The following is a 26,312-nucleotide window of genomic DNA, read 5'->3' on the forward strand; positions in this document are numbered from 1 at the left end:
CCGGCAACCGCGAACACGTCCTTGTCGCCGCGTCCGCACATGTTCATGACGAGCAGGTTGTCCTGGGGCAGCGTCGGCGCGAGTTTGGTGACCCACCCGAGCGCGTGCGAAGGCTCGAGCGCCGGGATGATGCCTTCGAGCTTGGCCGAGAGCTGGAACGCGGTAAGCGCTTCCTTGTCGGTGATCGAGACGTACTGCACGCGCCCCGTGTCCTTGAGCCAGGAGTGCTCGGGCCCCACGCCCGGATAATCCAGACCGGCCGAAATCGAATGCCCTTCGAGGATCTGTCCCTCGGCGTCCTGCAGCAGGTACGTGCGGTTGCCGTGCAGCACGCCCGGCCGCCCGCCGTTCATCGACGCTGCATGTCCGTTCTCAACCTCGAGACCGTGTCCTCCCGCTTCGACGCCGTAGATCGTTACGCCCTCGTCGTCGAGGAACGGATGGAAAAGTCCGATGGCGTTCGAGCCGCCGCCGATGCAGGCAACGAGCGTGTCCGGCAGCCGCCCCTCACGCTCCATCATCTGCTCGCGCGTCTCCGTGCCGATGATCGACTGGAAATCGCGCACCATGGCCGGATAGGGATGTGGGCCGGCCGCCGTGCCGATGAGGTAGTAGGTGTCGCGCACGTTGGTCACCCAATCGCGCAAGGCTTCGTTCATTGCGTCCTTGAGTGTGCCGGCGCCGGCCGTGACGGGATTGACCTTGGCGCCGAGCATATGCATGCGCGCCACGTTCGGCGACTGCCGCGCCACGTCGGTCGCACCCATGTAGATCTCGCACGGAAGGCCGAAACGCGCGCACACCGTCGCCACGGCAACGCCATGCTGCCCGGCGCCGGTCTCGGCGATGATGCGCGTCTTCTTCATGCGCCGCGCCAGCTGGATCTGGCCCAGGCAGTTGTTGATCTTATGGCTGCCCGTGTGGTTGAGCTCGTCGCGCTTGAAGTAGATTTTGGCGCCGCCCTTGCCGCCCTGGGCCTTCGCCACCTCGCGGAAATGCGTCGTCAGCCGCTCGGCGTAGTAAAGCGGGCTCGGCCTTCCGCCGTAGTGGAGCATGAGGTCGGTCAGCTCGGCCTGGAACGCCGGATCGTCCTTGGCGGCGTTATAGGCCGTCTCCAGATCGAGGATCAGCGGCATCAGCGTTTCGGCAACGAACCGCCCGCCGTAGAGGCCGAAGTGTCCCCGCTCGTCGGGACCGGCTTGCAGCGTGTTGAGCTTGGCTTCGCCTGACTTTTGCTTCTTCGAGGCCATAAGCCTGTTCCTTTGCGATGCGGCCCTTTCGGGCCGCGGATTTTCATGCCTCCTTAGCGGCCTTTGCGGCGTTTAGGAAGCGGCGGATGCGCTCGGGATCCTTCTCGCCCGGCCGGCTTTCGACGCCCGAAGAGACGTCGACGATGGAGGCTCCCGTGAGCGCGATGGCTTGAGCGACGTTTTCGGGTGTGAGGCCGCCTGCGAGCGCGAAGGGCGCCGGGTCGCGCCCGGCGGCGGGACGCACCGCATCCAGGATGCGCCAGTCGAAGGCGAGGCCATTTCCCCCGGGCAGCGCACCGGGGTCGGCGGGCGGCTTGGCGTCGAACAAGAGGAGGCTCGCCCGGCCCGGCGCCAGGTATCGGAGGGCGTCCCGCACCTCCTCCGCCGTTGCGACGGGAACCGCCTTGAGGATGGGAAGTCCGCTCCGGGACCGGATTTCGGCGACACGCTCCGGTGTCTCGTGGCCGTGCAGCTGGATGAAATCCGGCGCCACCTCGCTGGCGACGCGATCGACAAGGGCATCGTCCGGATCCACGAGCAGCGTCACCGTCGTCGCGCCCCCGCGCGTGCGCGCGTGCTGCGCGAGCGTGGCCGCCTCCGCGAGGCTCACGTTGCGCGGACTCCTGGGATAGAGAACGAAACCGACGAGGTCGGCCCCGGCATCGAGCGCTGCATCGAGCGCCGCCTCGGTCCGCAACCCGCAGATTTTCACGCGTGTCGACATGGAAATTTGATCAACTCGAGTCGAGCTAGCAATGCGCACGGCCCGCATCGGCAACCTGCGAGCGTGGCAATGGAGTGAACGGAGGAACGAATATCTTATGCCGCGTTGCGCTTCTCGGGGGCAGCAAGCGCCTTGGTCCGGGTTGAAACTTCTGCGTCGCGCTCCCGCATGAGGCGGTCCGCTTCCGTCTGCCACCGTTTCGCTTCGCCTGTGCGCACGCGCGCTGTACGCCGCCATCGCCCTTGCGAAAGCCACGTCGCCGCGCCGCCGAGCAGCACGCCGATGAGCAACGCCCCGAACAGGAAGCCGTAGAACGGCAGCACCAGCGAGATCACCGGGGCCTCGGGCCGGAAGGGATCGAGCACGAGCCGAACCGAATGACGGTTCGCGACGGCCAGCGTGATGAGAAGCGCCGCCGCAGGAAACGCCGTCAACAGCCAGAGAATTCTTTTGAGCACGCTCGCTCCTCTTGATCCGCATCGCGGACGCTTGCGCGCTCCGCTGAACTAGTCGTTCGTGTTGAGCCGGTCCCTGAGTTCCTTGCCCGTCTTGAAGAAGGGCACGAACTTTTCTGCCACCGGCACCGGAGTGCCCGTGCGCGGGTTGCGGCCCTGCCGCGCGGCGCGATGCTTCACTGTGAACGCACCGAAGCCACGCAACTCGACGCGGTCTCCCTGCGCGAGAGCATCCACGATCTCGTCGAACACAACATTGACGATACGCTCGACATCCCGATGATAGAGATGCGGGTTCGAGGCTGCAATTTTCTGAATAAGTTCTGATTTGATCAAAGCACTGGCCTCCCGGACGGAATTATTATCTTTAGTTTTCCGCAGGTTGCCAAACGGATACGAGTCCGTCAAGGCCGAGTCTGCCGACGTTTGCGGGAAGGTTTACGATATTGAGAAGCCCCCCCAGCGTCGCCGCGAGGACCGCCCCGGCCGCTTGGGAGGCGCTCCCCGTAACCGAGCCCCACGCGCTTTCGGTCGTAGGCTTCCAATCCACCACCTTGAGGTCTTTCGGCACATTGCGGCTGGTTTCGAGCCACCGCACGGCCTCCGCCTCCCCGCCGATCTCGTCGACGAGCTTGTGCGAGAGCGCCTGCCGGCCAGAGTAAATGCGCCCCTGGACCAGCCCGTCCACGTCCCGGGCCACGATCCCGCGCCGCGTCTCGACCAGGGACAGGAACCAGCGGAACCCGTCGTCGATGGTGTCCTGCATGACCTGGCGGGCCTCGGGCGTCGCCGGCTCGAACGGATTGGGCGCCGCCTTGAGGTCGCCGCTCTTCACCTCGTTGAACTTCACCCCGAGCTTGCCGAGCATCTCGGAGACTTCGGGCCACTGTGCAAGCACGCCGACCGAGCCGGTAATGCTGTTGCCGCGCGCCACGATGTGATCGGTGCCGAGTCCGACGATGTACCCGGCCGACGCCGCCACCGTGCCGAACTGCGCCACCACGGGCTTCTTCTCGGCCACATCGCGCAGCGCCAGGTAAAGGCTCTCTCCGCCGGTCGTCGTTCCGCCCGGGCTGTTGACGAACACGAGCAAGGCTTCCACGTGGCTCGCGTCGCGGATCTTCTTCAGCATGGCGAGCTGATCACGGTCATCGGTGATGGTCCCCTCGATGGAGACGCGCGCGATCTGCTTGGTGCCGGCGAGCGTCGAGAGGTCGTCGCCGTTGAACATCAAAGCGCCGAGCAGAAGGCCGACGAAGAGCACCGCCGCACTGCGCCAGAAGGTGAGGCGCCGGCGCATGCGGCGGCGGTCGAGAACGGCTTCGGTCTCAAGCGACATGGGGGATACTCCTGGGATAAACCCTTGCGCGCAAAATAGGAAACTGGCGGCCCCCGCGCAATGGGCAGAGCAGGCAAAAGAAAATGCGCGGGACTTTTCGCCCCGCGCATTGTCGGATCAACCCTGGGTAAGCGTGTGACGCTTACTCCTCGTCGCCCTGATCGGCGTCGCGCTTCTTGATGGCGGCCTTGAAGATGTCGCCGAGCGATGCGCCCGAGTCCGACGAGCCGTACTGAGCGACGGCCTGCTTCTCCTCCGCGATCTCGAGCGCCTTGATGGAGACCGAGATGCGGCGAGCCGCCTTGTCCGCCGCGATGACAGCCGCATCGACCTTCTGGCCGACGGAGAAGCGCTCGGAGCGCTGCTCCGAACGGTCACGCGACAGATCCGAACGCTTGATGAACGTGGTGATGTCGCTGTCGGCGATCTTCACCTCGATACCGTTCTCCTGCACGGCAATGACCTCGCAGGTCACCTGGTCGCCCTTCTTGTACTTGCCGAGAGCGTCCGCCGGATCGCCGCCGAGTTGCTTGATGCCGAGCGAGATGCGCTCCTTCGAGCTGTCGACGTCGAGCACCACCGCTTTGACGGTGTCGCCCTTCTTGAAGTCCTTGATCACCTCGTCGCCCGGCTTCTGCCAGTCGAGGTCCGAGAGATGCACCATGCCGTCCACGCCGCCATCGAGGCCGATGAACAGCCCGAACTCGGTGATGTTGCGGATCGGGCCTTCGACCACGGAGCCCTTCGGATGCTGGGTCAGGAACGCATCCCACGGATTGTCCTGGGTCTGCTTGAGGCCGAGCGAGATGCGCCGCTTGGCGGGGTCGACCTCGAGGATCTGTACCTCGACCTGCTGGCTGGTCGAGACGATCTTGCCCGGGTGAACGTTCTTCTTGGTCCAGCTCATCTCCGAGACGTGGATCAGGCCCTCGACGCCCGGCTCGAGCTCGACGAATGCGCCGTAATCGGCGATGTTCGTCACCGTGCCGGTGAAGCGGGCGCCGATCGGATACTTGGCCTCGATGGCCGACCACGGATCGGACTGCAGCTGCTTCATGCCGAGGCTGATGCGCTGCGTCTCCGGATTGATGCGGATGATCTGCACCTTCACCGTGTCGCCGACGTTCAGGATCTCGGACGGATGATTGACGCGGCGCCAGGCCATGTCGGTGACGTGCAGGAGGCCGTCGATGCCGCCGAGATCGATGAACGCGCCGTAGTCCGTGATGTTCTTCACGAGGCCGTCGATGATCTGGCCCTCTGCGAGGCGGGCGACGATGTCGGCACGCTGCTCGGCACGCGTCTCTTCGAGCACCGAGCGGCGCGAGACGACGATGTTGCCGCGGCGGCGGTCCATCTTGAGGATCTGGAACTGCATCGGCTGGTGCATCAGCGGGCCGATGTCGCGCACCGGGCGGATGTCGACCTGCGAGCCCGGCAGGAACGCCACGGCGCCGTCGAGATCGACCGTGAAGCCGCCCTTGACCTTGTTGAAGATGACGCCCGTCACCTTCTCGCCCTTCTCGGAAAGCTTCTCGAGGCGGGTCCAGCTCTCCTCGCGGCGCGCCTTGTCGCGTGAGAGAACGGCCTCACCGAGCGCGTTCTCGATGCGCTCCAGATAGACTTCGACGGTGTCGCCGACTTTGATCGTGCTGGGCTGGCCGGCCAGGCCGAACTCCTTGAGCGGCACGCGGCCTTCCATCTTGAGGCCGACGTCGATGACGGCGAGGTCCTTCTCGATGCCGACCACCTTGCCCTTGACGACGCTGCCTTCGAAGACGTCGTCCTTGGCGAGGCTTTCGGTGAGCATCGCTGCGAACTCGTCGCGCGACGGGGTGTAATCTTTGCTGATCTCAGCGGACATTCGAACTCCTGGAAGTGTGTTGGAATGAATGACATGCCGCACGGCCGCTCGCATGAGCTCCGTGCAGCGCGGATAGGGATGTGCCGCTGGTCCTCCCGAATGCGCAACGGCGCACACTCGGACGGTTCCAAACCGGCTCGTTCGTGTGGATCTTGTCTCGGCGCCGCCGTGATGGGCTTCTGCCCGCCACTTGAAATTGAGACGCTGTTTCAGCGTCCCGGGTGGCCGATCTTCCTCTTGATCAATCCGACGGCGGCGTCGAATGCCGCTTCTATACTCAAGTTGGTGGTGTCAAGCAACAAGGCATCCGGGGCGACCGCCATGGGGGCGTTGGGCCGCCCGGCGTCGCGCGCGTCCCGGGCGATGATGTCCGCCAGCACCGTCTCGTAGGCAACGCCCATTCCACGGGCCTCGAACTCGGCAAAACGGCGTTTTGCCCGAACTTCGGGGGATGCGGTCACGAAAATCTTAACGTCCGCGTCGGGGCAGACCACGGTGCCGATATCGCGCCCGTCGAGCACGGACCCGGGCTCTTGGCGGGAGAAATCCCGTTGATAGGCGAGCAGCGCCGCCCGCACCTCCGCAATGCGGGCCACGATCGAGGCCGCATCGCCTGCCGCGGTGCCCCGCAGATCGGCGTCTTCCAGCTCTGCAGGGTCGAGGCTGCGGGCTGTGGCCACCGCCGCCCAGAGATCGTCCAGCCGGAAGCCCCGCCGCGCCACGTCCCGGGCCACGGCCCGGTAGAGAAGCCCCGTGTCGAGGCAGTGAAAGCCGAGATGCTCCGCCAGCCGTTTGGCCAGAGTGCCCTTGCCCGATGCGGCCGGCCCGTCGATGGCGATGATCATGGCGACGTCACCCGCATTGCGTTGGGATCGAGGCGCGCCCATCTCCCGAAGGCGCCGGCGAGTGTGAGCGAAAGTCCAAACGCGATCAGGGTCGTCAGCACAGCGCCAAGCCACATTGCAGCGATCACGACCAGCGAGATCATGTACGGCGCGGGCTGCTCGCTGTGTGCCCACATCTCCCTCGGAATGCTGACGCCCCCGAGCACGAAGATGACAGGCATCCACGCCAGCGCATTGGCGACCAGTGTCCGGCCAAGTGGTCCATCCGCCGCGAAGCGCTTTGCGAGTTGCACGCCGAGAAGAATGGCGCCGACGCTGAGGACGAGGGCGGCGCCAAGCCAAAATGGGTGCGCCAAAATCAGAAGAAAGTGGAGCTTTAGGTAGATCAAAGGGCTCACGGTGCCTCCACGGGCGCAAACCGCGCCCCGATCTGCGCCATCAGCGAGCGGAACTCCGGGAAGCTGGTGGCGATCATGGCCGTATCGTCCACGGTGACGGGCGCCTCGCTCGCGAGCCCCATGACCAGGAAGCTCATCGCCATGCGATGATCGAGATGCGTGGCGACCCGTCCGCCGCCCGGCGCCCGCCCTGCACCGTGAACGGTCAGCGTGTCGCCGGAAACCTCGGCCCGGACGCCGTTGGCCGCTAGCCCAGCCGCCGTTGCCGCCAGGCGGTCGCTCTCCTTGACCTTGAGTTCGCCGAGACCGTCCATGCGCGTCGGGCCCTGCGCGAACGCCGCCGTTACCGCCAGCATCGGATACTCGTCGATCATCGACGGCGCCCGCTCCGCCGGCACCGAAACGCCCTTGAGCCTGGAAAAGCGCGCCCGGATATCGGCGACCGGCTCGCCGCCCTCCTCGCGCGGATTGAGGAAGGTGACGTCCCCGCCCATTTCGACCAGCGTCGTGTAGAGCCCCGTGCGCGTCGGGTTCACCAGCACGCCCTCGATCGTCACGTCCGAGCCCGGCACGATCAGAGCCGCCGCGATTAGGAAGGCAGCCGACGACGGGTCTCCCGGCACGGTCACGTCCTGCCCCGCGAGTTCCGCCCCGCCCTTGACCGTGATCCGCGTCGTGCCAGCGTCCGAGACCGTCGACACGCTCGCCCCGAAATGCCGCAGCATGCGCTCCGTGTGGTCGCGTGTCGCCTCCCGCTCGATGACCGTCGTTTCCCCCGCGGTGCCGAGCCCCGCGAGCAGGATTGCGCTTTTGATCTGCGCCGACGGCACCGGTAGCTCGTAGGCGATCGGCACCAGCCGCGAGGTGCCGCGGATGGTGAGCGGCAGTCGGTCCCCGTTACCGTCCACATCGACGCCCATTGAACGCAAGGGATTGAGCACGCGCCCCATGGGCCGCTTCGACAGCGACGCATCGCCGACCATGCTGACCGAGATGTCGTGTGGAGCGATGACGCCCATCATCAGCCGGGTTCCGGTCCCGGAGTTTCCGAAGTCGATCGGCCCCTTGGGCTGGGCGAGGCCCCCCGTGCCGCGCCCCAGCACCTCCCAGACGTCACCGGATTTCGAGGCCGGCGCGCCCAGAGCCGTGACCGCCCGGGCGGTGTTGATCACGTCCTCGGCCTCGAGCAGCCCCCGGATGCGGGTTTTGCCCGTTGCCAGGGCGCCGAGCATGAGGGCGCGGTGCGAGATGGATTTGTCGCCCGGCACACGAAGCAGCCCGCGCAAGGGCCCGGAGGACACTGAGGTGAGCGGCGTGGGATCGGCGTGGGACACGGGGGCTGAGGGCCTGAGTTGCGGGCAGGCGGCCGGAAAGACGGCGCCGGCTCCCGCTGATTTCGGGAAAGTCGAGCGCATAGAGCCGCCGGAGAGGGAAGCTGTCAACGTTGGGATCACGAGTTTCTGAAGCCACTTGCGGATTTCGTTTTGACAGCCGACATGGGCTGTGGCAGACCCCGCTATCCCAATTTTTACTGTGAGCAATAGCCATGGCGACCAAGCAAGCGCGCGGGACGAAGCGCACCTGCCAGAGCAGCGAATGCGGCGCTCGGTTCTACGATCTCAATCGTAACCCGATCACATGCCCGATCTGCGGCTCGATCTACGAGCTGGCCTCATCCCCGCTCGCGTTGGCGGCGTCGGGCGAGGAGAAATCCGGCCGCCGCGGCCGCAAGGCGGAATACGTCGAGAAAGCGCCGGTCGAAGCCACGGCCGAGGCCGAGACCGACGAGGCGCTGCCCGAGATCGAGGAGGATGGCGAAGCCATCGCCGCCGACGAGGACGAGACCTTCCTCGAGGAGGAGGAAGAGGAGGGCGGCGACGTTTCGAACATCATTGGCGGCCCTGTCGCCGAAGGCGACGAGGAGCGCTGACGCGCCGGTGGGCGGTGATGTTGCGCCGCTGTCCGGGATTTCCGTGCGCGGGAGCCAACTTCGCGCTTGAAGTTTTGAACCGATCGGCCTAATGAGCCGGTCTTCCTGCGGGGCTCGCGAGCCCCGCAGACATCCCAAGATCAGGGGCCATAGCTCAGCTGGGAGAGCGCTTGCATGGCATGCAAGAGGTCAGCGGTTCGATCCCGCTTGGCTCCACCATTTCCACTTCGTTTTAAGCATCAATGGCTTAGGCCCACACCCCGGCAAGGGGAGTCGGCGCCGCTCGCTTCGTCTCGTTCGCCGGCAAACGGCAACAGGTCCATCCGGATGCGTTGACGCGCCGCCGTGCGGTGTTGAAGGCGCGTGATGCGGCTATTTCGCTTTGGCGGTTTTCTCGGCCACTTTCACGAACAGCGTTTGCAGCTGCTTGACGGTCAAATTGCCGGTCGACTCCGCCCCGATTGAATCCTGGAACTGCATCACGGCGATCTTGGTCTTGAGGTCGAGCGTCCCGTTGAGCTCCGGCACGTCGTAGCCCATGTACTTCAGGTGTTCTTGCGCCGACTTGATCTCGGACTTTGACGAGATGGTTTTCGCGTCACTGGCCGCCGTCGCCGCGACTCCGGTTGCCGCGAGTGCCGCGGTTCCGCTAGGTGCCGACTGCACCGCAGCAGGTGTGGGCTGTCGAGCCGCGTCGACGGATCCCGTCGCGGTCGTGCTCGCGCTCTCCTCGGCGCTCTCATCGGCTTTGCCGGTTGTGCCGCTGTCGTCGTCGTCCTTCTTGGCCGTCGAGCTGCCGCTCCCCTTGCTCTTGGAGCCGTAAGTTTTCTTCTTGCTGCTCTTGCCTGAGGCGGAAGACTTGCTGGATTTGCCCTTCTTCGTCGTTCCGACTTTCGAAAGTTCGTTCAGAACGCTGAGCCCGCCGGCCACCCCAAGCCCGATGCCGACGCCGCGCCGCTGCGCCTGCGCCTCCGAGACCGGCCAGGCAAGTAGCGACACACAGAAGGCCATGACCATCGCGCACGTCATCGCCGATCGGCACCGAGGCCGGTAGGTTTCTGAGGCAATCATGTCATTTCTCCGCATTCTTCGGCTTCCGCATTTTGGCGAAACTCAGCTATTCCGGCTCTTGGAACACGGGCTTGTCGTTTGACGACGACCCGTAGTTGATCCGCTTGTCGGGATCCTTTTTCTTCTTTCCCACCGCCTTGACAGGCTTGTGGCAATTCGGCGGTGTTCCGACCAATCCGGCAGGGCAAGGCGGTGGGGCCGGCTTCGGCGGCGGCGCGACCGGTTTCGGCGGTGGAGGCTTCACCGCCTTCACGCAATTGGATCCGCTGCCGCCATTTGCGCAGTAGCAATTCGGTGGCGTGCCGATCTGCTTGCCCTTGCACTTGGCCACCTTCGGCGGCTTCGGCTCCTTGACCCTGGCGCAATAGTTGGGGCGGATCTCCTTCGTCCCTGGCGGGCAGAAGCAGGCCGGCGGTTGCCCGATCTGATTTCCGCGGCATCTCACGGGGGGCTTCGGTGTCGGCGGTGGCGATTGTGTTCTGACGCACGCCGTTTTCGTCATCTTCAGACCGGCGGGGCAATAGCAGTTCGGCCGCGTGCCGAGCTGATTGCCGGGGCACGGGTAGCGCGGCGGATCCTTGATGATGACCACGGGCCCGCATTGCGTCTTGCTGATGCGGCGCGTTCCGTCCGGACAGCGGCAGTAGGGTCGCGTGCCGACGAGGTCACCCGGACAGGGACGGACGTCAGGGACGCGGACCGGCGTAGCCGTAGTCTCGGGATCCTGGGCGGTCATGTTCATGCCGCCTGTCAGTGCCTCCTCATCCTCGTCCCGCGTCGGCGGATCGACGCAGGTCCCTGTCGCGGACGAGAGCACGGTCGGCGCCGGACACCGGCATTCGTTGCTGGAAGCGACCAGGATCATGCCGCCGAAGCACTGGTCGTCTTGCACCGTCCCGTTCATTCCGCCGGTGAGTTGATCCGGCTGCGCCGCCATGCTCGGCCCGCCGGTCGGCGGCGGGATGCAGTCAGGGTGAGTGCCGGTCCAGCCGTCCGGGCAGCTGAGCGTCGACGCGGTGTCATTCGTGCCGCCGGTGAGCGGATCCGGCTGCTCCGTCATGCTGGGCCCGCCGGTCATTTGCTCCGGTGGGACGCAGTTGGGATGGATGCCCGTCCAGCCTTCGGGACAGGTCTCCGGCGCAGCCGGCTCGAGCGTCGTCGTGTGGCAGGAGCCTCCGGCGGGCGTCGCACCCTTGTCGGCGCTCACGGCCTCCGGTTGAGTTCCCCCCTTCGGCCCCACGCTCGCGCAGTTGGTGAAAGCGCCCGTCGTCGGCGCGTCGTCCGGGATGCGGATCACGACCTCGTAGTTGTTGTGCTCGCCGACCTCGAGACGCATGTGCCCGGTGCATGTGAAAGGCGCTTGCGTCGGCGGCGGAGTGCACGGGAAGTCATCCGCATTGCCGACCTTGGTCAGCGACACGATCTGCGCCGTGCCGAGCCCGCTCATCTTGTCGGTGACGATGACCGGATCGTCATGCGGGATGTTGCCCGGATTGAAGATGTCGAGATTGAACTTGCACTCCTTGCCCGGCTGGCACGACTGCCCGCCGGTCTTCGCGACCTGCACGTCGAACGGATCGAGCCGCGCCGTCGCGCAGTCTTTACCGGAGTGCCGCGAAGGAGGCGCGGTGCCTTCGGCCGAAAGGTTCGCGCAGTTCTCGAGCTCGTTGGTTTGCGCGTTCTTCCATGTGTCGCCCGCCGTCACGTCGACGACGAGCGACACCGATTGGCCCGCCGGGATGAAGGCATTCTTCAGGTCGCACTCGAGGAGGTTCTTTTGCGAAGGAGCTGACCTGCAGCCCCAATTTCCCCCCGTGCTGTCCGCGGAAAGATGCATCGACTCGGCTTCCGCACTGATGACGCCGCTCGGCGTGCTGACCGCCTGACCAGGGAGAAAATCGGTGATCGAAACGGTTCCCTGGAACGCCGCCTCTCCCTGGTTCGTGATATCGATCTTGAACTTGCAGATCCCGTGCACCGGACAGTGCTCCGGGCCGCTCTTGTCGATGACGAGCTTCGGCGGAGCCGGCACTCGTGCCAATGTGCATTTACGCTGAGGAAGGGCCAAGATGTCTTTGGCGCCCGGTCCTGTCGGTGCCGTGCCATCGGGTGAAGGGACTGGAGGATCGAGCGCAACCACGGTGTCGAAAGTGCCGGATAGCCTGGCTCCTTGCGTGTCGCCGATCCTTGCCCGGATGGATTGCATCAGTGTGGTAGCGGCCTTGTCGCCCGGGAGGGACGGCGTCGTAGCGATGCTGAAATTCAGGGACTGGCCGGGCTCTATCGTGACGTTCGGCACATTGCAGACGCTCGGCTCCAGTGGCTTGTTGCAAACAAGCCCCTCGCCGGAGACAGCCTTGCTCGCGATGACACGCGAATCCGGGCCGACATTGGCAGTCGTGCCGTCGAAGCCATCAACGCTATTCTCAAACTCCAGCGGACCGGACATCGGTGCATTTGTCGTGTTCGTGACGGTAATATCCCAAACGCACTCGCCGCTCGGCGAGCAGGTGTCGCTGCGCGGCTTGGCGAAAACCGCCACGCCGTCTTTCGAGCTCGCGGTTGGCCGCACTTGATTGGCGACCTCGGGCGTAATCCCTTCGGGGATGCCGGAGAGATTGACGCAGTTGGCAACGCCGGTGCCCTGGTCCGATGGCGGAACCTTGAACTTTGCTCGCAGGATCTCTGTCTGTCCCGCGCGAAGAGGCCCGGGATGCGAGCAAGCCATCGTCTTCTCGCCTGGCGTGCAGGTCCACGGGGCGTTGACCGGCCCTGCGAGAGTGGGTTGGGGCGTACCGCTCGGACCCAAGCCGGCCACCATCTCGTCCAGTGCGATCGGGCCCTTCATGTCCTTTCCCGTCGTGTTCGTGACCGCTATTTCGAACTCGCAGTCCCCATCGGGGGAACACGCCCCGACCGCTCTCTTGGCAAGCTCGACCGGCTGAACGGGGGGCGGTGTGCCGCCGCCGGCGCTAGGGTTTGCGCCCGGCGTGGCAGGCGCCGGATTTGGTGTTTGTGGCAAGGTTGGTGTGTTCGTGGGTGTGCCCGGGTCGTCGGGCTTGTTGGTGTCGAAGGTCACGCACGATTGGTTGTCGCTCGGATCGGAATCGGCGCTGGCTGTCTGGGTGGCGCCGCCTTGATTTTGAGCGGCTGGCGCGCCGGCTGCGGCAATGAGCTTTTCGTCGTCCTCGGATTTCGGAATGACGGCCAGGGCTTCGGCGTCGGTCGGAATGGCGGTGTCGATTTTCACCGCGTTGATGTCCGCGTCCCTGGGAAGCGTCAGGCGGACAGGCACGGTACTCTCGGTTTTGCCATTGATGCCCCCGCCATTGATGAAGACGCGGTTCTCGCCGACCACCGTCGTATTGGTGCCGCTACCCGCCGAAGCGCTGTCGACCTTGGCTGGCGAGGTAACAGTGAGACGGACGCCCGTATTGGTATTGGCGTCGTTGTCGTTCCGCACCGTAACGTCGATCGTGCAGTCCTTGAGCCCGGTATTGGGGTCCGGTTCCGCGCATTTCCGCGTATCCGATTTGACCGAGGTGCCCGGAACCGGCGCGGTGTTCTGCGGCGCTGTCGGCGCAGCCGCCGGCAGCGGCACGGCCGGATCGGCGAACGAGACCGACGCGCAGTTCTCCACCGTCACGCCACCCGGCGGCACGGCGAAGCTCATCGTCACCGCGCGGCTCGGGATCGTGGCGCCGGGCTGGATGATCGCCGACCGGTTAATCGGCACGGTGAAGCCGTTCGCGGTCGCCTGCGCACCTCCGTTCGCGGGCAGGTTCGTCGTCGGCGTGGCGCCGGAGAATGCGTCGGTGATGGTCGCGCCGATCATGTTGAACGGCACCGCGCGATCGTTGATGAGCGAGATCGTGAACGTGCACTGGCCGGTAGCGCCGGAGACCGAGCATTGCCGCTCCTTCTTGACGGCGACGTTGGGCGCGTTGGGATCGACGCCTTCCTCGACCGGGGCGTCCTCGCCCGCCGCTAAGCCCTCTTCGACCTGCTGTTCGTCGAAGAAACCGCTCTCGCCTGGGGACCCGCCGCCGAAACCGCCGCCCGCACCACCTTCGGCGACGGCCGCCGCGGGTGCCTCCGCGCCCCCGCAGCGTTGGAAGATCTCGATATCGCCGATATGCCCGGTCAGCTCCTTGCTGTTCTGCATCGGGTCGAAATCGACGAACACGCTTTTGGCCGGCGCATCGGCAGGCCGCACGAGATCGGCGCTCATGATTTGCGCGCCATTGACGACATCGTCGTCCGCAGGCAGCGCGTCACCCGTCGCCGCGACGCTCCCCGAGCAGGCCGCGAGTTTTATGGTGCCGTTGCTTTCGTACGGGTATCCGAGCGTGACACCGCCCGAGGCACTGCTTTTTCCGTTTGCCGAGCCGATACCATAGATCTCCGGCTCGGCCTTCCAACGCGTTGCGCCGCCCGCCGCATCCGGAAGATAGCGCAGCACCGCGCCCGTTTCGGGCTCGATCAGCTTGCGATAGTCGTAAGGGCTCTTGGTCTCGCCGCGCAGCGCAACCGTCATCCGCCCATCGGCATCGAAGACGATGTCGGATACGACGGCCGGACGCTCGCTTTTGACAGAGATTTCGCGGCGTGCGTCCGAGCCGAAGACGCCATCCGCGCCGATGCCCACCGACCAGATCTCCGGACCCGCCGCCACCGCGTAGTAGAGCCGTCCGTCGCGCACGGCCAGGCCGTCGATGCGCCGCTCGGAGGGAGTGATGCCCCACGTCTTCGGATCGTTAGGCTTGAAAGCCGGGCTCGTGACGTCGAGCCGCTTTTTGTCGTCGGCCACGGCAGCAAGGCCCGCCGCCACGCGCCCTGCCGCACCATGGTCGAACGTCGCGCCGCTTTTCCCGCCGGCTTCCAGCGGAAAACGATGAATGAGACCCGTATCGAGATCCGAAGCGAACAAGCTGCCGCTCGCGGGGTCGACGGCAATGTCGCCGAGCGCGGCGCCGCTGTTGCCGCTGCTTCCCTCGACGGTCTCCGCAAACAGGCTGACGGCACCTGTTGCGCCATCGATCTTCCAGATGGCGCCGGGAGTTGCGCCCGGCCCGAACTGGCCGTCCATGAATTTCGCGCCCGGGGCACCCGCCTTGAGGCGCACGGGCTTGCCGTCCGGCCCGGGTTTGTCGGCGACGATGTAAAGGCCATACGCCGAGGTCGACGCGGCGAAGACGTCTGGAGGACTGTCGGCGGCGCCTTCATCGAAGGCCAGACCGAACACTTGGCCGATGTCCTTGGCAGCGACGGAGAACTTGATTTTCGGTGGCAGCAGTTGACCGACCGGCTCGCCTTCGATGTGCGAAAGATCGAGAATTTTCAACGAGGGGTTCGCGATCGAAATCACGGTTTTGTCGATCGGGTTCACACCGCGAGCAACACTTCCGCCCGAAAGCTCGACGCCGGAAAATCCGGAAAGCGCCCCATCGCCGGGTGAAATGCCGGCCTGCGCCGCCGCGTCCGTCGTCGCTGCGGGCGGCTCGGATTGCGCAACGGCAAGGGGAAAGACCGAGAACCCTATCAGAAATAAAAACAGAAACTTACGTGACTTGGCTCCGAACGGAATCCGCATATGCGCACCGCAAAAAAATATAAACGGACCTAAAAAGAGTGAACTTCATCAGGAAGATAGACGTTAGCATCGGGCGCTTCGGCCAGTCATCATTACAAAGGATGATTGAAACATGATGGGAGAATTGAAAGCCCATTTGGCGCGATTGTCTATCTGGAAAGCGTCGCCAGCGTTCCCCGCCAAAGTGGGCAATGAAATTCGAGCGCGATCTGAACAGGAGCTCAACTCACGCCCGTTCCGGTCGTGCGCTGTGGTCTTTGCGCCACCCTCGAAGGTTTGAAAGCACGAGCGCCTCTTATGTGAGGCTCGCGCGCTGCTATGACTTGATAGCGTTTCTTTTCTTCTGCCGTCGAAGAGAATTGATCGATTGGAGAATTTGCAAGTGATTGAGGGGCGCGAAGAAAAGCAGCCGGATCTGCTCGGATTGGTGGGTCAGATCTACGATTGCGCGATTGATCCGGCATTGTGGCCGCAAACGCTTGAGCGCGTCGCAGGCCTCATGGATGCCAAAAACGTCGCCCTCACGCTGAACAGCATTTCCAATCCTGGTTTCGAGATGCGGGCCCGCTGGAACATCGATGCCGATTTCGAGGAGTCGATGCGCGCCAACTACACCACCAATCCGCTGTTGCCCTCGGTGTGGTACTACGGCGTCGACGAGGCCTTCTCCGTCCTGCAGGTTCTTGACGAGGAGGAGCTGAAGCGTACGCCGTGGTGGGAAAAGACCATGGGAAAGCACGGTTACCGTGACTCAGCCGTGAGCTTGCTCGCCAAATCCGTCAGCCAGTTCGGCTCCATCTCAGTCCAGCGGACCGTAGACCGCGAACCGTTCGACGAGCCCGCCCTGTCCATCATGAGCCGGCTCGCCCCGCACATTCGCCGCGCGGTGCACATCGGCGATCTCCTGAAATCGCGCGCGCTGGAGCGCGACATGCTCTCCGACACGCTGCAGATGCTCACGGTTGGCATCGTGCTGACCGATAAGGCCGGCCGCATCGTGCACACCAATCTTGCCGGCAAGTCCTTGATCGAGACCAGCGCGGCATTCCATCGCGACGCCGGTATGCTGGCAGCGCGCAACCCGCGATCGGCCGCCGATCTTGAGAACGCAATCGCGAGCGCAGCCAGCGGCACGACCGTCGATATTCCACGCGTCGGCATCGGTGTCCCCTTGCAGAGCGACGACGGAAAGGACATCGCCGCCTGGGTGCTGCCGCTCGACGGAGGCCTGCGCCGGGATCTCGGCGCGGCTTACACGGCCCAGGTTGCGGTCTTCCTGCGCGAGCTCGGAAACACGTCGCCGGTTCCGGGCGAGCTTTTTGTGCGCCGCTACGGCATCAGCCACGCCGAATGCCGGGTGCTGCTGCTGATCGTGCAGGGCAAGACGGCCCGTGAGGTCGCGACCGAGCTCGGGATTTCCGTGGCGACGGTCAAAACGCATGTGGCGCGCCTACTGGACAAGACGCATACCGAGCGCACGGTTGACCTGATCCAGCTCGCGATGTCGGCCCTTGCGCCGGCTTCGACGTAGCAGCCCGCCCCGATCGGGCGGTTAGAGCGCCTCGGACCTGGCCGCGAGGCGTTGCTCGCGTGCTCGTCGCGCGTGCCGCTCTTCACTATCCCCGCCAAGACCCAGCCAGCCTTGCATGCGGATCAGCGCTTCGGGCAGCACCACGAGGTTGAGGAACGTCGCGGTCGCGAGCCCGCCGAGAATGGCGATGGCCATGGGGGCTTCGATCTCATGCCCCGGCCGCCCGAGGCCGAGCGCGAGCGGAACGAGGCCAAGGGCTGCCATCAGCGCCGTCATGAAGACTGGCGCGAAGCGCTCGGCCGCCGCCACCCTGATGGTGTGATCCGACCAGGGGTGGCCCTCGTTGTCGACGAGGTGCTCGACGTGCGCCAGCATCATCACCGAGTTGCGCGCACCGATGCCGAATACGGTCACGAGGCCGACCAGGCTGCCGAGCGTAAGTCCGATGCCGCTCGCGACGATCGCCGCCATGCCGCCGATGAGGCAGAACGGCACATTGATGAGCAGCACGGCCGCCAGCGCGCGCCGCTTGAACGCGGCCGTCAGCACGATCACGACCAGCGCAATGCTGAGCGCGGTGAGAAGCGCGAGACGCAGCTGGCCCGCCCGTTCCTCTTCGGCCTGCCCGGCGTAGGAGACGTAGACGCCGGGCGGGAGCGCGAGCGCGCCGACACGCTCCTTGACCTCGGCGACGACATCCCTGAGCGAACGCTCCCCGGATCCGTTGAAGTTGACGTTGACCCGCCGCTGCGCCCCCTCGTGCTGGATGTTGACACGCCCGTCGGTGACGGAGATCGATGCCACGTTGCCGAGCAAAACGCGCGTCTGTGCGTTGCTGACGAGCAGGTTCGAGAGCTGCTCGATGCGGTCGCGCTCGTTGGGCGCCAGGATGACGACCACGTCGACGGTCTGCGCGCCGATGAATGTCTGTCCGATCGTCGTGCCTGCAAACGCCGTCTGCACGGTTTCGAGCGCATCCCGTGCTGTAAGCCCGTAGTTCGTCAGCGCCGCGTGATCGAGCTTGATCGATAGCGTCGGGACCTTGGCGGCCTTCGGGATGCGCAAATCGTCGAGCCCCTCGACGTTGGCGATGGCTCTTTCGACCTGCTCCGCCGAGCGCTCGAGCGTCTCGAGATCGGTCCCCGTCAGATTGATGACGACCTGAGCCGTTTCGCCACTGAGGCTTTCGCTGATGCGGTCGCCGAGAAAAGTCATGGCTTCCGTGCGCACCTCGGGGAAGCGCTCGAGCACGTCGCGGATTTTCTCCTGGGCCTCCGTCTCCGTCTCCTCGTGCTCCTCCGTCAGCTCGACGTGAAATTCGCTCTTGTCCGGGCTCCAGGTGTCCTCGCCGAGGTCCGCGCGGCCGATCTGGTGGCCCACTGCGAGAATGAACGGCAGTTTCAGGAGCTCGTTCGAGATTCGCACGCCCGTTGCAGTCACGTCGCCGACCGACGTGCCCTGCGCCGCCATCGCCATCTGGATGACGAAGTGGCCCTCGCGGAACTGCGGGATGAGTTCGCTGCGCAGGAACGGCGCCACTGCGATGGCTGCTGCGGCAGCGCCGGCCAGCGCCGCCACCGTGAGCCGCCACCTCGTGCGCACCTTTTCCATGCACCAGGCCTGGAATTCTTTCATGCGATCGACAAGGCGAGGCGTTTCCTTCGTTTCCTCGCCCGTGAGCAGCAGCGCGCAGAGTGCCGGCGTCACCGTCAACGCCACCACCATGGATGCAATGACGGCAATGATGAAGGTCAGCGCCATGGGGCCGATGAAGCGGCCTTGCACGCCGCCCGTGAACAGGATCGGAAGAAAGACGAAGATCACGGCCAGCGTGCCGTAAAGCATCGATCCGCGGATCTCGATCGACGCCTCCTCGATGGTTGCGAGGTCGTCGTCTCGGCCTTCGGCCTTGGCGAGGCGCAGGCGCCGCATGATGTTTTCGATGTCGATGATCGCGTCGTCGACCAGCACCCCGAGCGCCAGCGCGAATCCGCCGAGCGTCATCGTGTTGAGCGTCTGCCCGAATTCGGCGAGCACGAAGATGGCGGCGAGCAGCGACAGCGGAATGGCGAGGAAGGAGATCAGCGCCGCCTTCCAGCTCCTGAGGAAGGCATAGAGCACGACGAGGATGAGCGCCGAGCCCAAAGCCAGAGCATGCTCGAGGTTGCCGAGCGCCCGCTCGATGAAGGACGCCGGCCTGTGCAGCAGGATGACGTCGATGCCTCGCTGCTTGAGCGCCGGTTTCAGGTCCTCGAGCGCCCTCTCCACCGCGTCCGTGGCCTCGAGCGTATTGGCTCCGAACTGGCTCGATACCGTGACCAGCACGCCGGGTTTTCCCATGATCGTTGCGTCGCCGATGGGCACAGCCGGGCCGAACGTGACGTTTGCAACCTGACCGATGGTGATCGGCGTGTTGTCCTGCATGGCGACCAGCGCCTGCGAGATCGCTTGCGGATCGGGCGTTGGCGGTGGCGCGTCGAGCGTAATGCGCTGCGCGCTGGTATCGATGGTGCCGCCTCCGCGCAGCGTCAACGCCGCTTTTCCCGCCTCCATCACGTCGTTGACGGTGAGGCCGAGCCCCGCCAGCCGCTCGAGGTCAGGCTGGATCTGCACCTGCCGGATGGCGCCGCCATAGACCGTCACGCGCGCAATGCCGGGCAGCGCCAGAAGATGCGGATTGATGGTCCAATCGGCGATGTCGCGGAGCGTGTAGGGATCGACGGAGTTTGAAAGCAGCCCGAACTTGAGCACGTCCATGGTGCTCGATGTGAGCGGCGTCAGCTTGGGCTGCTCGACACCGGCCGGCAGCTCGCCCGCCAGCGTCGCCAGGCGCTCGGAGATGCCTTGCCGGATCGTCTCGGGATCGACGTCCTCCTTGAACGTGATGAGCACCACCGACAGCCCGTAGACGGACTCCGACCGGATGGACTCGATTCCGGGAGCGCCATTGACGGCCGCCTCGATCGGTCGTGTTACGATTTGCTCGACGTGCTCCGGCGCAAACCCCGGCGCCTCGGTCTGGATGGTGACCTGGGGCGGCACGAATTCCGGGAACACGTCGAGCGGCGCATGAAAAGCGAAAAAGATGCCGGCCACGAGCCACGCCACGGACAACGCCGCCACGGCGGAGCGGTAGCGGATCGACCATCGGATCAGCGCATCCATGGCAGCGCTCTAGTCGGGATCGGAGCTGGCGATCGGAGCTGTCCGGTGCTCGCTCTCCGATCCCTGCTCCTCTTCGGGCTTCGGCTTCTTCGCGCGCGGCCGCTCGTCGCCGCCATCATCGTCGTCGTCGAAGGAGCCCGGCTCCGCTTCGCGCGAGAGCAACGCCGAGGCGCCCTGGATCACGACTTTGGTCCCCGCCGCGAAGTCGTTGGTCAGATAGCCGTCCGTCACGGGTGTCGCGAGAGAAACCCGCTTGCGCTCGAACGTACCGGAGCCGGTCTCGACGTAGCACCATGAATCGCCGGCATGCACGACGACGGCTGCCGCCGGAACGATGACGCCGGAGGACGGCGCGTTGCGCTCGGCCGTCACTTTGGCGCGATCGCCGGGCCTGAGGCCGGGGCCGGTCGGCATGATTCCGAAAAACGAGGTGCCGGGCATGGCGAGGCTGCCCGAGGGCGCGGGCCACACTTGATCCACGGTGATCTGCTCGCCACCGCCGAGCGGCGCGATGCGGACATTCTTGGGATCTCGCTCGACCGATCGCGGGAAGTCGAGGCGCACGAGGGTGGTCTTGCCGGACGAGAGCTCGTCGACCAGCTGTTGCCGGTTTGCGGCGGCCAGGAACGGCGCCGTCTCACCCCAGGCATTGCGCAGCTTGAGTTCGAGCAGGGCCACCTGGGTTGCATCCGTGGCCGCTTGCCGCTCGGCGTTGTCGAGGCGGTGCTCGCCAAGCGATGTGGTGCCCTTGAAGCGCTCCACGGTACGCTGGCTGAACGCGTACGCGATCTCCGCGGCACGGATCTCGGCGTTGAGCTGCGTCAGGGCGTCCGGATTGACGAGGGTGGCGGTGCCGTTGATCTTCTGCGCGGCTTCCGCAGGCACGAGGGCGACCGAAACCGGCGTGAAGTCGCTCTCCTCCTCTGCTGAATAGGCTTCGGACCTGGGCTCGTCACATCCGCCGAGGAACAGCGGTCCAAGCGCGAGCATGAGTACGAGCCGCCGCATACCGCTTCAAACGCCTCCCGGGAAAAAGTCCTACGTGAAGTCGGGAAGAATGCCCCATCGGGGATCGGCTCGCCAGCCCAAAGAGGAAGTTTTGATCCGTTATCTAGTTGCAGCAGGCAGCTTTCGACCTGCCGCCCGGGCGGCACTAAGGCATGCGTCCGCCGAAGGTTGCGAGCGGCGCGCGCCGCAGAGAGCTGAAAACGCGGGTTTTTTGCGCGGACTGCAGAGAGTGTATCTTGCCACAAACACGCGCTATACTTCAGTACACTCGCGTCTGTTTGCGCGTTTGTGCGGAGTGCATCGATGTTTGCCGATCTCGATCTGCAGCCCATCGTTAAAGGGCATGCCACGGGTCGAAGCACGGGCGACCGATCCAGCCCGATGCCATCTCGAACCCAACCGATTTCTCGGAGCGCCGGGCTCTTTCTCCGACCGCCACACGACGGCGCCATTGCAGCTTTAACCAAACCGCTTGAAAGCCGTCCCTTTCGCGGGGAAGGCTCGTATTTGTCTGACTGATCCTGGCACAGCGCTCGCCCGAGGGTGGGGTAGGCACCTCCTGGTGCAATCTCTTGGGTCGTTGCGAAGGAAGTCCAATCGATGTTGCAACCGATGTTACACCTTGGTCCATCGTCGGAAATGCAACCCTCTGGCGTCGAGCTGCGAGAGGTCATTGGCATCTTGCGGCGCAATTGGCTTTGGATCGTCAACTCGATCGTTATTGCGCTCCTGCTCGCGGCAACCAGCATCGTCCTGACGCGGCCGACCTATACGGCCACCGCCCAGATCGCATTGAGCCCGCCACGAACCACCACCGCTGCCGGTCAAACGGAGGCTGCGCTCGATCCCGGTGTGCTGGAAAGCCAGCTCATGTTCATCGGCTCGGTCACGCTCCTGAACAAAGTGGTGGAGTCGGAGAAGCTGCTCGACGATCCCGAATTCAACACCACGCTGTCGCCCAGCTTGCTGAGCCGGCTGCTCGGTTCCACGCCCAAGGACGGCCCGGACGCCGCCAACGCCGCTCTCGAAGCCACGCTCACCTCATTGCGCAAGCGTCTGATCGTCGAGCGCATCGGCAAGTCGTATGTGATCGCCGTGTCGGTCGCGACCACCGGCGCTATGAAATCCGTACGCCTCGCCAACGGCATCGCGCGCGCTTTCATCGCCGATGGCCTGGCAACCCAGGTCGGCGCTAACAATCGCGCCCTTCGCCTGATCAATCCGGCCATCCTGCCCACGTCGCCAAGCCATCCGAAGAAGGTGCTCTCCATCGCCATCGGCCTCATCGGCGGTTTGATGATTGGCGTGGCCCTCGCCCTCCTTGTCGAAGCAAGGCGGCCGGGCTTTACGAGCCCGAAGCAGATCGAGGGTAGGCTGGGCGTGCGGGTGTTTTCGGTCCTTGAAGATCTGAGGCGCAAGCGAAACCACCTGCAGATCGTGACCAGCTACCTGCGTCCGAGGAAGACAAACAAGTCCATGGCAGGCGCAGTGCCGGTGGAGAGGCCGCCAGCCGCGAACTATCTCGGCACCACCGACGCCGAGCCGGAACGCGGCAACGTGGTCGGCTTCATGCTGGGCGAGCCGTTCGGTCGCTATAGCGACGGTGTCCGCGGCTTGCGCACGCGCCTGCAGCAGCTCAACGCTGACAAGCCCTCGGTGGTCCTGGTGTCGTCGACGGTATCGAAGGAAGGAAAAACGGCGCTCTCGATGTGCCTCGCCGTCTGTGCCGTGACCGGCGGCCAGCGGGCGGCGATCGTCGATTGCGATCTCCGGCGCGCATCGCTGACGCTGGACTGGAAGCTCTGCGATCGGCCCGGCGTCACGGAGTTCGTCGAAAAGAACATGGGCCTGGAGCAGGTGATCCATCGCGCGAGCGACACCGACATCAGCATCGTCCCCGCGGGCGCGGCAACTCTCGATCCGCAGGCCGTCCTCACGTCCCCCCGCTTCAAGCAGCTGCTGACGGAGCTCAGGAAAAGCTACGATTTCATCGTCATCGATTCACCGCCGATCGATCCGGTCGTCGATGCCGCGCTGATCGCACAGCGTGCCGACGCCGCACTGATGCTGGTGCGCTGGAACTCGACCCCGCAGCATCTGGTGCAGCAGGCCGTGCAGCGGCTCGGTATGCGGCCTGAGAAGCTGGTGACCGCGCTGACGTTCGTGGATGCCGAGCGCTCCCGGCGCTTCGATGCATCGGCTTTCCAGGTCTTCTCGAACGAGTACCAGAATTACTACCGCAAGCATTGACCGCGGCGCGTGCCGGCGGCGCTGCGGCGGAGCGTCTTGCGGTGGGATTGGTCGAAGTTAATGATATACTAACGTCGGCGTTGATCCGGCCCGGCCAGGTGCTCTTGGTATCGGATTGGATACGGATGGCCCTGGCGCAGCTCGGTAGGCGCCGCCTCGGTCTGGAGGAGCGCAGCGAGGCGCTCCTTCTCGAACAGTTCCCTAGGGGGCAAGTCGCGATGGCCTTTCCATCACTCGGGCTAAGAAACAGCGCCGCTTTTCTGAAGGCCCTGTCGTGCGTCGCCGCGCTGGTCGTCACGTGCGGGTCGGCCGCTGCTGCGGAATACAAGCTGCAGCCTGGAGATACGGTCGAGATTACCGTGCAAGGCGTGCCGGAGCTTCAGCGCAAGGCCACCATCCGGGAAGATGGATACATCCCGTTCCCGATGATCGGAAACGTAAACTTCGTCGACCTCACGCTGTCGGAGGTGCGCGACAGCATTCGCGATAAGCTCATCGAGAAAGACATCGTCGCCTATCCCGATGTGACCGTGGATCTGACCGAGGTCAGGCCGATGTACATCCTGGGCAACGTGGCCCGTCCGGGCATGTATCCCTTCAAACCGGAATACACGGTGCGTCACGCGCTGTCTCTCGCAGGTGGCGTGGGCGGGCAGGGCCTGCGTAGCGACAGCATTCTCGAAGCGGCCCAGGTCGCGGGAGAGTTCGAGGCGCTCCGCGTCGAATTCGTGCGTTACCAGGCGAAAGTTCGCCGGCTGCAGGCCGAGCTCGCCGGAAAGACGAGCATCGATTTCGGCACGTTCTCCGCGCTTCCGTTTCCCGAAACGATCTTCAAGGACATCAAGGCGACCGAGGAGCGGCATCTGGGCGCCACGCTCACCAACATCGAGAACGACCGCGCGGCCCACAGCCGTGAGCTTGAGCAAGCGAAAGCCCAGCTCGAAGCACTCGAGGAGCAGCAGCAGACCGAGGACACGGGCCTCAAGCAGCAGACCGAGGATGTCGAGCGCATCAAATCCTTGAGTGAGCGGGGCATGGCCACGTCGGCACGCGTGATCGACGAGCAGCGCTCGATCCTGCTCTCCAAGGGGCGCTTGATGCAGACCATGGCCCAGGTGGCGTCGGTACGCCGCAGCATCGAGGAGCTGCGGCGCGAGATCGACAAATCGCTGGAGTCGCGCAATCTCGAGGCGCTGAAGGAGCTTCAGGAGGCGCTGGTGAATGCCGAGACGGTGTTCGTCAAGATGCAGACCACCCAGGAGAAGATGAGCTACTTCGGATCTCCTTGGCAGAGCGATGACGCCAGCAGCCGGATCCGCTTCGTGATTCACCGCAAGCAGGTCGGCAAGGACATCGAGGTTGTGGCACAGCCCGGCACGACGCTCATGCCGGGCGACGTCATCGAGGTGCTGATCAACCGCCCGACGATGGATTTCCTGAAGCCGACCTCGCTGCCGTCCGCCGAACCCCCGACGAACGCCGAGATCGCCGATCAGAAGACCTCTGCTCCCATCCCCTGAGGGGCGGGGTGACGGCAAAGGCGCGCCCAAAAGCTTTTTTGCCGCCTCGGCTGGACCCGGCCCCGCACCTTCTCTTCCGCACGTCAGTCCCGAGCGAGCATGGCGCGCAGTCAAAGAGAAAGGCCGCGCAACGATGGCTGCGCGGCCGAGGAACGTTTGCTGATATTTGTAGCTCTGCGGCGTTTTAGGCCGTGCGATCCTTGCGCCAGGTCTCGGAGGCAACTTCCGCCAGATCGGCCGTCACCATTTCATCGACAAGCGTCGGGAAATCGCACTTCGGCTCCCAGCCGAGCTTCTCGCGCGCCTTGGTCGCGTCGCCGAGCAGCAGATCCACTTCGGTCGGACGGAAATGCGCCGGGTCGATGCGCACCACGTCGCGCCCGCTCCGGGAATCGACACCGACCTCGTCGACGCCCTTCCCGCGCCACACGATCTTGCGCCCGACCTTGGCGAACGCCAGCTCGACGAACTCGCGTACGCTGTGCGTCTCGCCTGTTGCCAGCACGTAGTCGTCGGCCTCCGGCTGCTGCAGCACGCGCCACATGCCCTCGACATAATCGCGGGCATGACCCCAGTCGCGCTTGGCGTCGAGATTGCCGAGCACCAGGCGCTGCTGAAGCCCGAGCTCGATCGCTGCGACTGCGCGCGTGATCTTGCGCGTGACGAACGTTTCGCCGCGCATCGGGCTCTCGTGGTTGAAGAGGATGCCGTTGGCGCCGTAGATGCCGTAAGCCTCGCGGTAGTTGATGGTGATCCAGTAGGCGTAGAGCTTGGCCACCGCATACGGCGAGCGCGGATAGAACGGCGTCGTCTCGCGCTGCGGCGTCTCCTGCACCTTGCCGAACAATTCCGACGTCGAGGCCTGATAGAAGCGCACGCGCTCCTTCATGCCGAGAATGCGAATGGCCTCCAGCAGCCGCAGCGTTCCGAGCGCGTCCGCGTTGGCCGTATATTCCGGCGTTTCGAAGCTCACCTGCACGTGGCTCTGCGCGGCGAGATTGTAGATTTCGTCGGGCTGGGTCTCTTGCAGAAGGCGGATCAGGTTGGTGGCGTCGGTGAGATCGCCGTAGTGGAGATGGAGCTTGGTGAAGCTCTCGCGCGGGTCGACGTAGATGTCGTCGATGCGTCCCGTGTTGAAGGACGAGGACCGCCTGCGAACACCGTGCACGGTGTAGCCCTTGGAAAGCAGCAGGCGGGCGAGATACGCGCCGTCCTGACCGGTGATCCCTAGAAGTAGTGCAACTTTTTCCGCCACGATGCCGAGCTCCCCGCTGAAATAGGTGTGGGCTGAGAGTGTGTCTGAAACAATCTTATCACGCCCGCCCTTGCATGCGTTAACCCTAATCGTCCCGCTGCGTCGTTCCCGCGC

The 26,312-nt window shown here is 64.9% G+C and carries 18 protein-coding genes and 1 tRNA gene; 5 read left to right on the top strand and 14 right to left on the bottom strand.

Going from position 1 to position 26,312, the window contains the following annotated elements; translation table 11 throughout:
• The 9 genes from trpB to aroA all read right to left on the bottom strand — a co-directional run.
• The coding region (trpB, locus tag QZV93_RS08245; protein ID WP_295557513.1) for a tryptophan synthase subunit beta at positions 1-1,250 on the bottom strand (1,250 nt) is incomplete at its 3' end.
• 43 nt (positions 1,251-1,293) lie between these two features.
• Positions 1,294-1,974, bottom strand: coding sequence for a phosphoribosylanthranilate isomerase (locus QZV93_RS08250; RefSeq protein WP_295557514.1), 681 nt, complete (start codon positions 1,972-1,974; stop codon positions 1,294-1,296).
• Positions 1,975-2,069: 95 nt separating this feature from the next.
• On the bottom strand, positions 2,070-2,432 hold the full coding sequence (locus tag QZV93_RS08255; RefSeq protein WP_295557516.1) for a hypothetical protein: 363 nt from the start codon (positions 2,430-2,432) through the stop codon (positions 2,070-2,072).
• A 48-nt stretch (positions 2,433-2,480) separates the two neighbouring features.
• Positions 2,481-2,765 carry an integration host factor subunit beta gene (gene ihfB, locus QZV93_RS08260; protein ID WP_295557518.1) on the bottom strand — a complete coding sequence of 95 codons (285 nt, stop codon included), beginning with the start codon at positions 2,763-2,765 and terminating at the stop codon, positions 2,481-2,483.
• A 31-nt stretch (positions 2,766-2,796) separates the two neighbouring features.
• Positions 2,797-3,768 (bottom strand): signal peptide peptidase SppA, encoded by a 972-nt coding sequence (sppA, locus tag QZV93_RS08265; RefSeq protein WP_295557519.1) that lies wholly within the window; start codon positions 3,766-3,768, stop codon positions 2,797-2,799.
• A gap of 142 nt (positions 3,769-3,910) precedes the next feature.
• Positions 3,911-5,632 (bottom strand): 30S ribosomal protein S1, encoded by a 1,722-nt coding sequence (rpsA, locus tag QZV93_RS08270; protein ID WP_295557521.1) that lies wholly within the window; start codon positions 5,630-5,632, stop codon positions 3,911-3,913.
• A gap of 209 nt (positions 5,633-5,841) precedes the next feature.
• The gene (gene cmk, locus QZV93_RS08275; protein ID WP_295557523.1) at positions 5,842-6,477 is read right to left on the bottom strand and encodes a (d)CMP kinase; all 636 of its coding nucleotides are present in this window, start codon (positions 6,475-6,477) and stop codon (positions 5,842-5,844) included.
• Positions 6,474-6,875: a hypothetical protein gene (locus QZV93_RS08280; protein ID WP_295557525.1), complete on the bottom strand. Its 402-nt coding sequence runs from the start codon at positions 6,873-6,875 to the stop codon at positions 6,474-6,476. The genes cmk and QZV93_RS08280 overlap by 4 nt, the downstream gene beginning before the upstream one ends.
• Positions 6,872-8,209, bottom strand: a complete 1,338-nt coding sequence (gene aroA / locus QZV93_RS08285; RefSeq protein ID WP_295557580.1) for a 3-phosphoshikimate 1-carboxyvinyltransferase — start codon at positions 8,207-8,209, stop codon at positions 6,872-6,874. Before aroA ends, QZV93_RS08280 begins: the two co-directional genes overlap by 4 nt.
• Before the next feature lie 212 nt (positions 8,210-8,421).
• Here aroA and QZV93_RS08290 point away from each other — a divergent pair, with 212 nt between their 5' ends.
• The gene (locus tag QZV93_RS08290; protein ID WP_295557526.1) at positions 8,422-8,805 is read left to right on the top strand and encodes a TIGR02300 family protein; all 384 of its coding nucleotides are present in this window, start codon (positions 8,422-8,424) and stop codon (positions 8,803-8,805) included.
• Positions 8,806-8,948: 143 nt separating this feature from the next.
• Positions 8,949-9,024 (top strand) — tRNA-Ala (locus QZV93_RS08295).
• A gap of 153 nt (positions 9,025-9,177) precedes the next feature.
• Here QZV93_RS08295 and QZV93_RS08300 read toward each other — a convergent pair.
• Positions 9,178-9,816 carry a peptidoglycan-binding domain-containing protein gene (locus QZV93_RS08300; RefSeq protein ID WP_295557528.1) on the bottom strand — a complete coding sequence of 213 codons (639 nt, stop codon included), beginning with the start codon at positions 9,814-9,816 and terminating at the stop codon, positions 9,178-9,180.
• A gap of 106 nt (positions 9,817-9,922) precedes the next feature.
• Positions 9,923-15,469 carry a hypothetical protein gene (locus QZV93_RS08305; protein ID WP_295557529.1) on the bottom strand — a complete coding sequence of 1,849 codons (5,547 nt, stop codon included), beginning with the start codon at positions 15,467-15,469 and terminating at the stop codon, positions 9,923-9,925.
• 382 nt (positions 15,470-15,851) lie between these two features.
• On the opposite strand from QZV93_RS08305, the gene QZV93_RS08310 reads away from it, so the two are divergent.
• On the top strand, positions 15,852-17,000 hold the full coding sequence (locus QZV93_RS08310; protein WP_295557530.1) for a helix-turn-helix transcriptional regulator: 1,149 nt from the start codon (positions 15,852-15,854) through the stop codon (positions 16,998-17,000).
• 21 nt (positions 17,001-17,021) lie between these two features.
• Here the strand turns inward: QZV93_RS08310 and QZV93_RS08315 are convergent, their stop codons facing one another.
• Both QZV93_RS08315 and QZV93_RS08320 read right to left on the bottom strand, forming a co-directional pair.
• Positions 17,022-20,165 carry an efflux RND transporter permease subunit gene (locus QZV93_RS08315; RefSeq protein ID WP_295557532.1) on the bottom strand — a complete coding sequence of 1,048 codons (3,144 nt, stop codon included), beginning with the start codon at positions 20,163-20,165 and terminating at the stop codon, positions 17,022-17,024.
• A gap of 9 nt (positions 20,166-20,174) precedes the next feature.
• Positions 20,175-21,173 (bottom strand): hypothetical protein, encoded by a 999-nt coding sequence (locus QZV93_RS08320; RefSeq protein WP_295557534.1) that lies wholly within the window; start codon positions 21,171-21,173, stop codon positions 20,175-20,177.
• 639 nt (positions 21,174-21,812) lie between these two features.
• Here QZV93_RS08320 and QZV93_RS08325 point away from each other — a divergent pair.
• Together QZV93_RS08325 and QZV93_RS08330 are read left to right on the top strand one after the other, a co-directional pair.
• Entirely contained in the window at positions 21,813-23,423 is a 1,611-nt protein-coding gene (locus QZV93_RS08325) for a tyrosine-protein kinase domain-containing protein (RefSeq protein WP_295557536.1), read from the top strand.
• Positions 23,424-23,641: 218 nt separating this feature from the next.
• Entirely contained in the window at positions 23,642-24,943 is a 1,302-nt protein-coding gene (locus QZV93_RS08330; protein WP_295557538.1) for a polysaccharide biosynthesis/export family protein, read from the top strand.
• Positions 24,944-25,127: 184 nt separating this feature from the next.
• Here the strand turns inward: QZV93_RS08330 and gmd are convergent, their stop codons facing one another.
• Positions 25,128-26,198, bottom strand: a complete 1,071-nt coding sequence (gene gmd / locus QZV93_RS08335; RefSeq protein ID WP_295557540.1) for a GDP-mannose 4,6-dehydratase — start codon at positions 26,196-26,198, stop codon at positions 25,128-25,130.
• Positions 26,199-26,312: the final 114 nt, after the last annotated feature.

The organism is uncultured Hyphomicrobium sp. (genome assembly GCF_902826555.1).
Classification (GTDB): Bacteria; Pseudomonadota; Alphaproteobacteria; order Rhizobiales; family Hyphomicrobiaceae; genus Hyphomicrobium_C.

Excerpts from the sequence above, each read along its gene's own strand:
- QZV93_RS08250 (WP_295557514.1), bottom strand. The coding sequence starts at position 1,974 with ATGTCGACACGCGTGAAAATCTGCGGGTTGCGGACCGAGGCGGCGCTC.
- sppA (WP_295557519.1), bottom strand. The coding sequence starts at position 3,768 with ATGTCGCTTGAGACCGAAGCCGTTCTCGACCGCCGCCGCATGCGCCGG.
- rpsA (WP_295557521.1), bottom strand. The coding sequence starts at position 5,632 with ATGTCCGCTGAGATCAGCAAAGATTACACCCCGTCGCGCGACGAGTTC.
- cmk (WP_295557523.1), bottom strand. The coding sequence starts at position 6,477 with ATGATCATCGCCATCGACGGGCCGGCCGCATCGGGCAAGGGCACTCTG.
- QZV93_RS08290 (WP_295557526.1), top strand. The coding sequence starts at position 8,422 with ATGGCGACCAAGCAAGCGCGCGGGACGAAGCGCACCTGCCAGAGCAGC.
- QZV93_RS08300 (WP_295557528.1), bottom strand. The coding sequence starts at position 9,816 with ATGGCCTTCTGTGTGTCGCTACTTGCCTGGCCGGTCTCGGAGGCGCAG.
- QZV93_RS08305 (WP_295557529.1), bottom strand. The coding sequence starts at position 15,469 with ATGCGGATTCCGTTCGGAGCCAAGTCACGTAAGTTTCTGTTTTTATTT.
- QZV93_RS08315 (WP_295557532.1), bottom strand. The coding sequence starts at position 20,165 with ATGGATGCGCTGATCCGATGGTCGATCCGCTACCGCTCCGCCGTGGCG.
- QZV93_RS08320 (WP_295557534.1), bottom strand. The coding sequence starts at position 21,173 with ATGCGGCGGCTCGTACTCATGCTCGCGCTTGGACCGCTGTTCCTCGGC.
- QZV93_RS08325 (WP_295557536.1), top strand. The coding sequence starts at position 21,813 with ATGCAACCCTCTGGCGTCGAGCTGCGAGAGGTCATTGGCATCTTGCGG.
- QZV93_RS08330 (WP_295557538.1), top strand. The coding sequence starts at position 23,642 with ATGGCCTTTCCATCACTCGGGCTAAGAAACAGCGCCGCTTTTCTGAAG.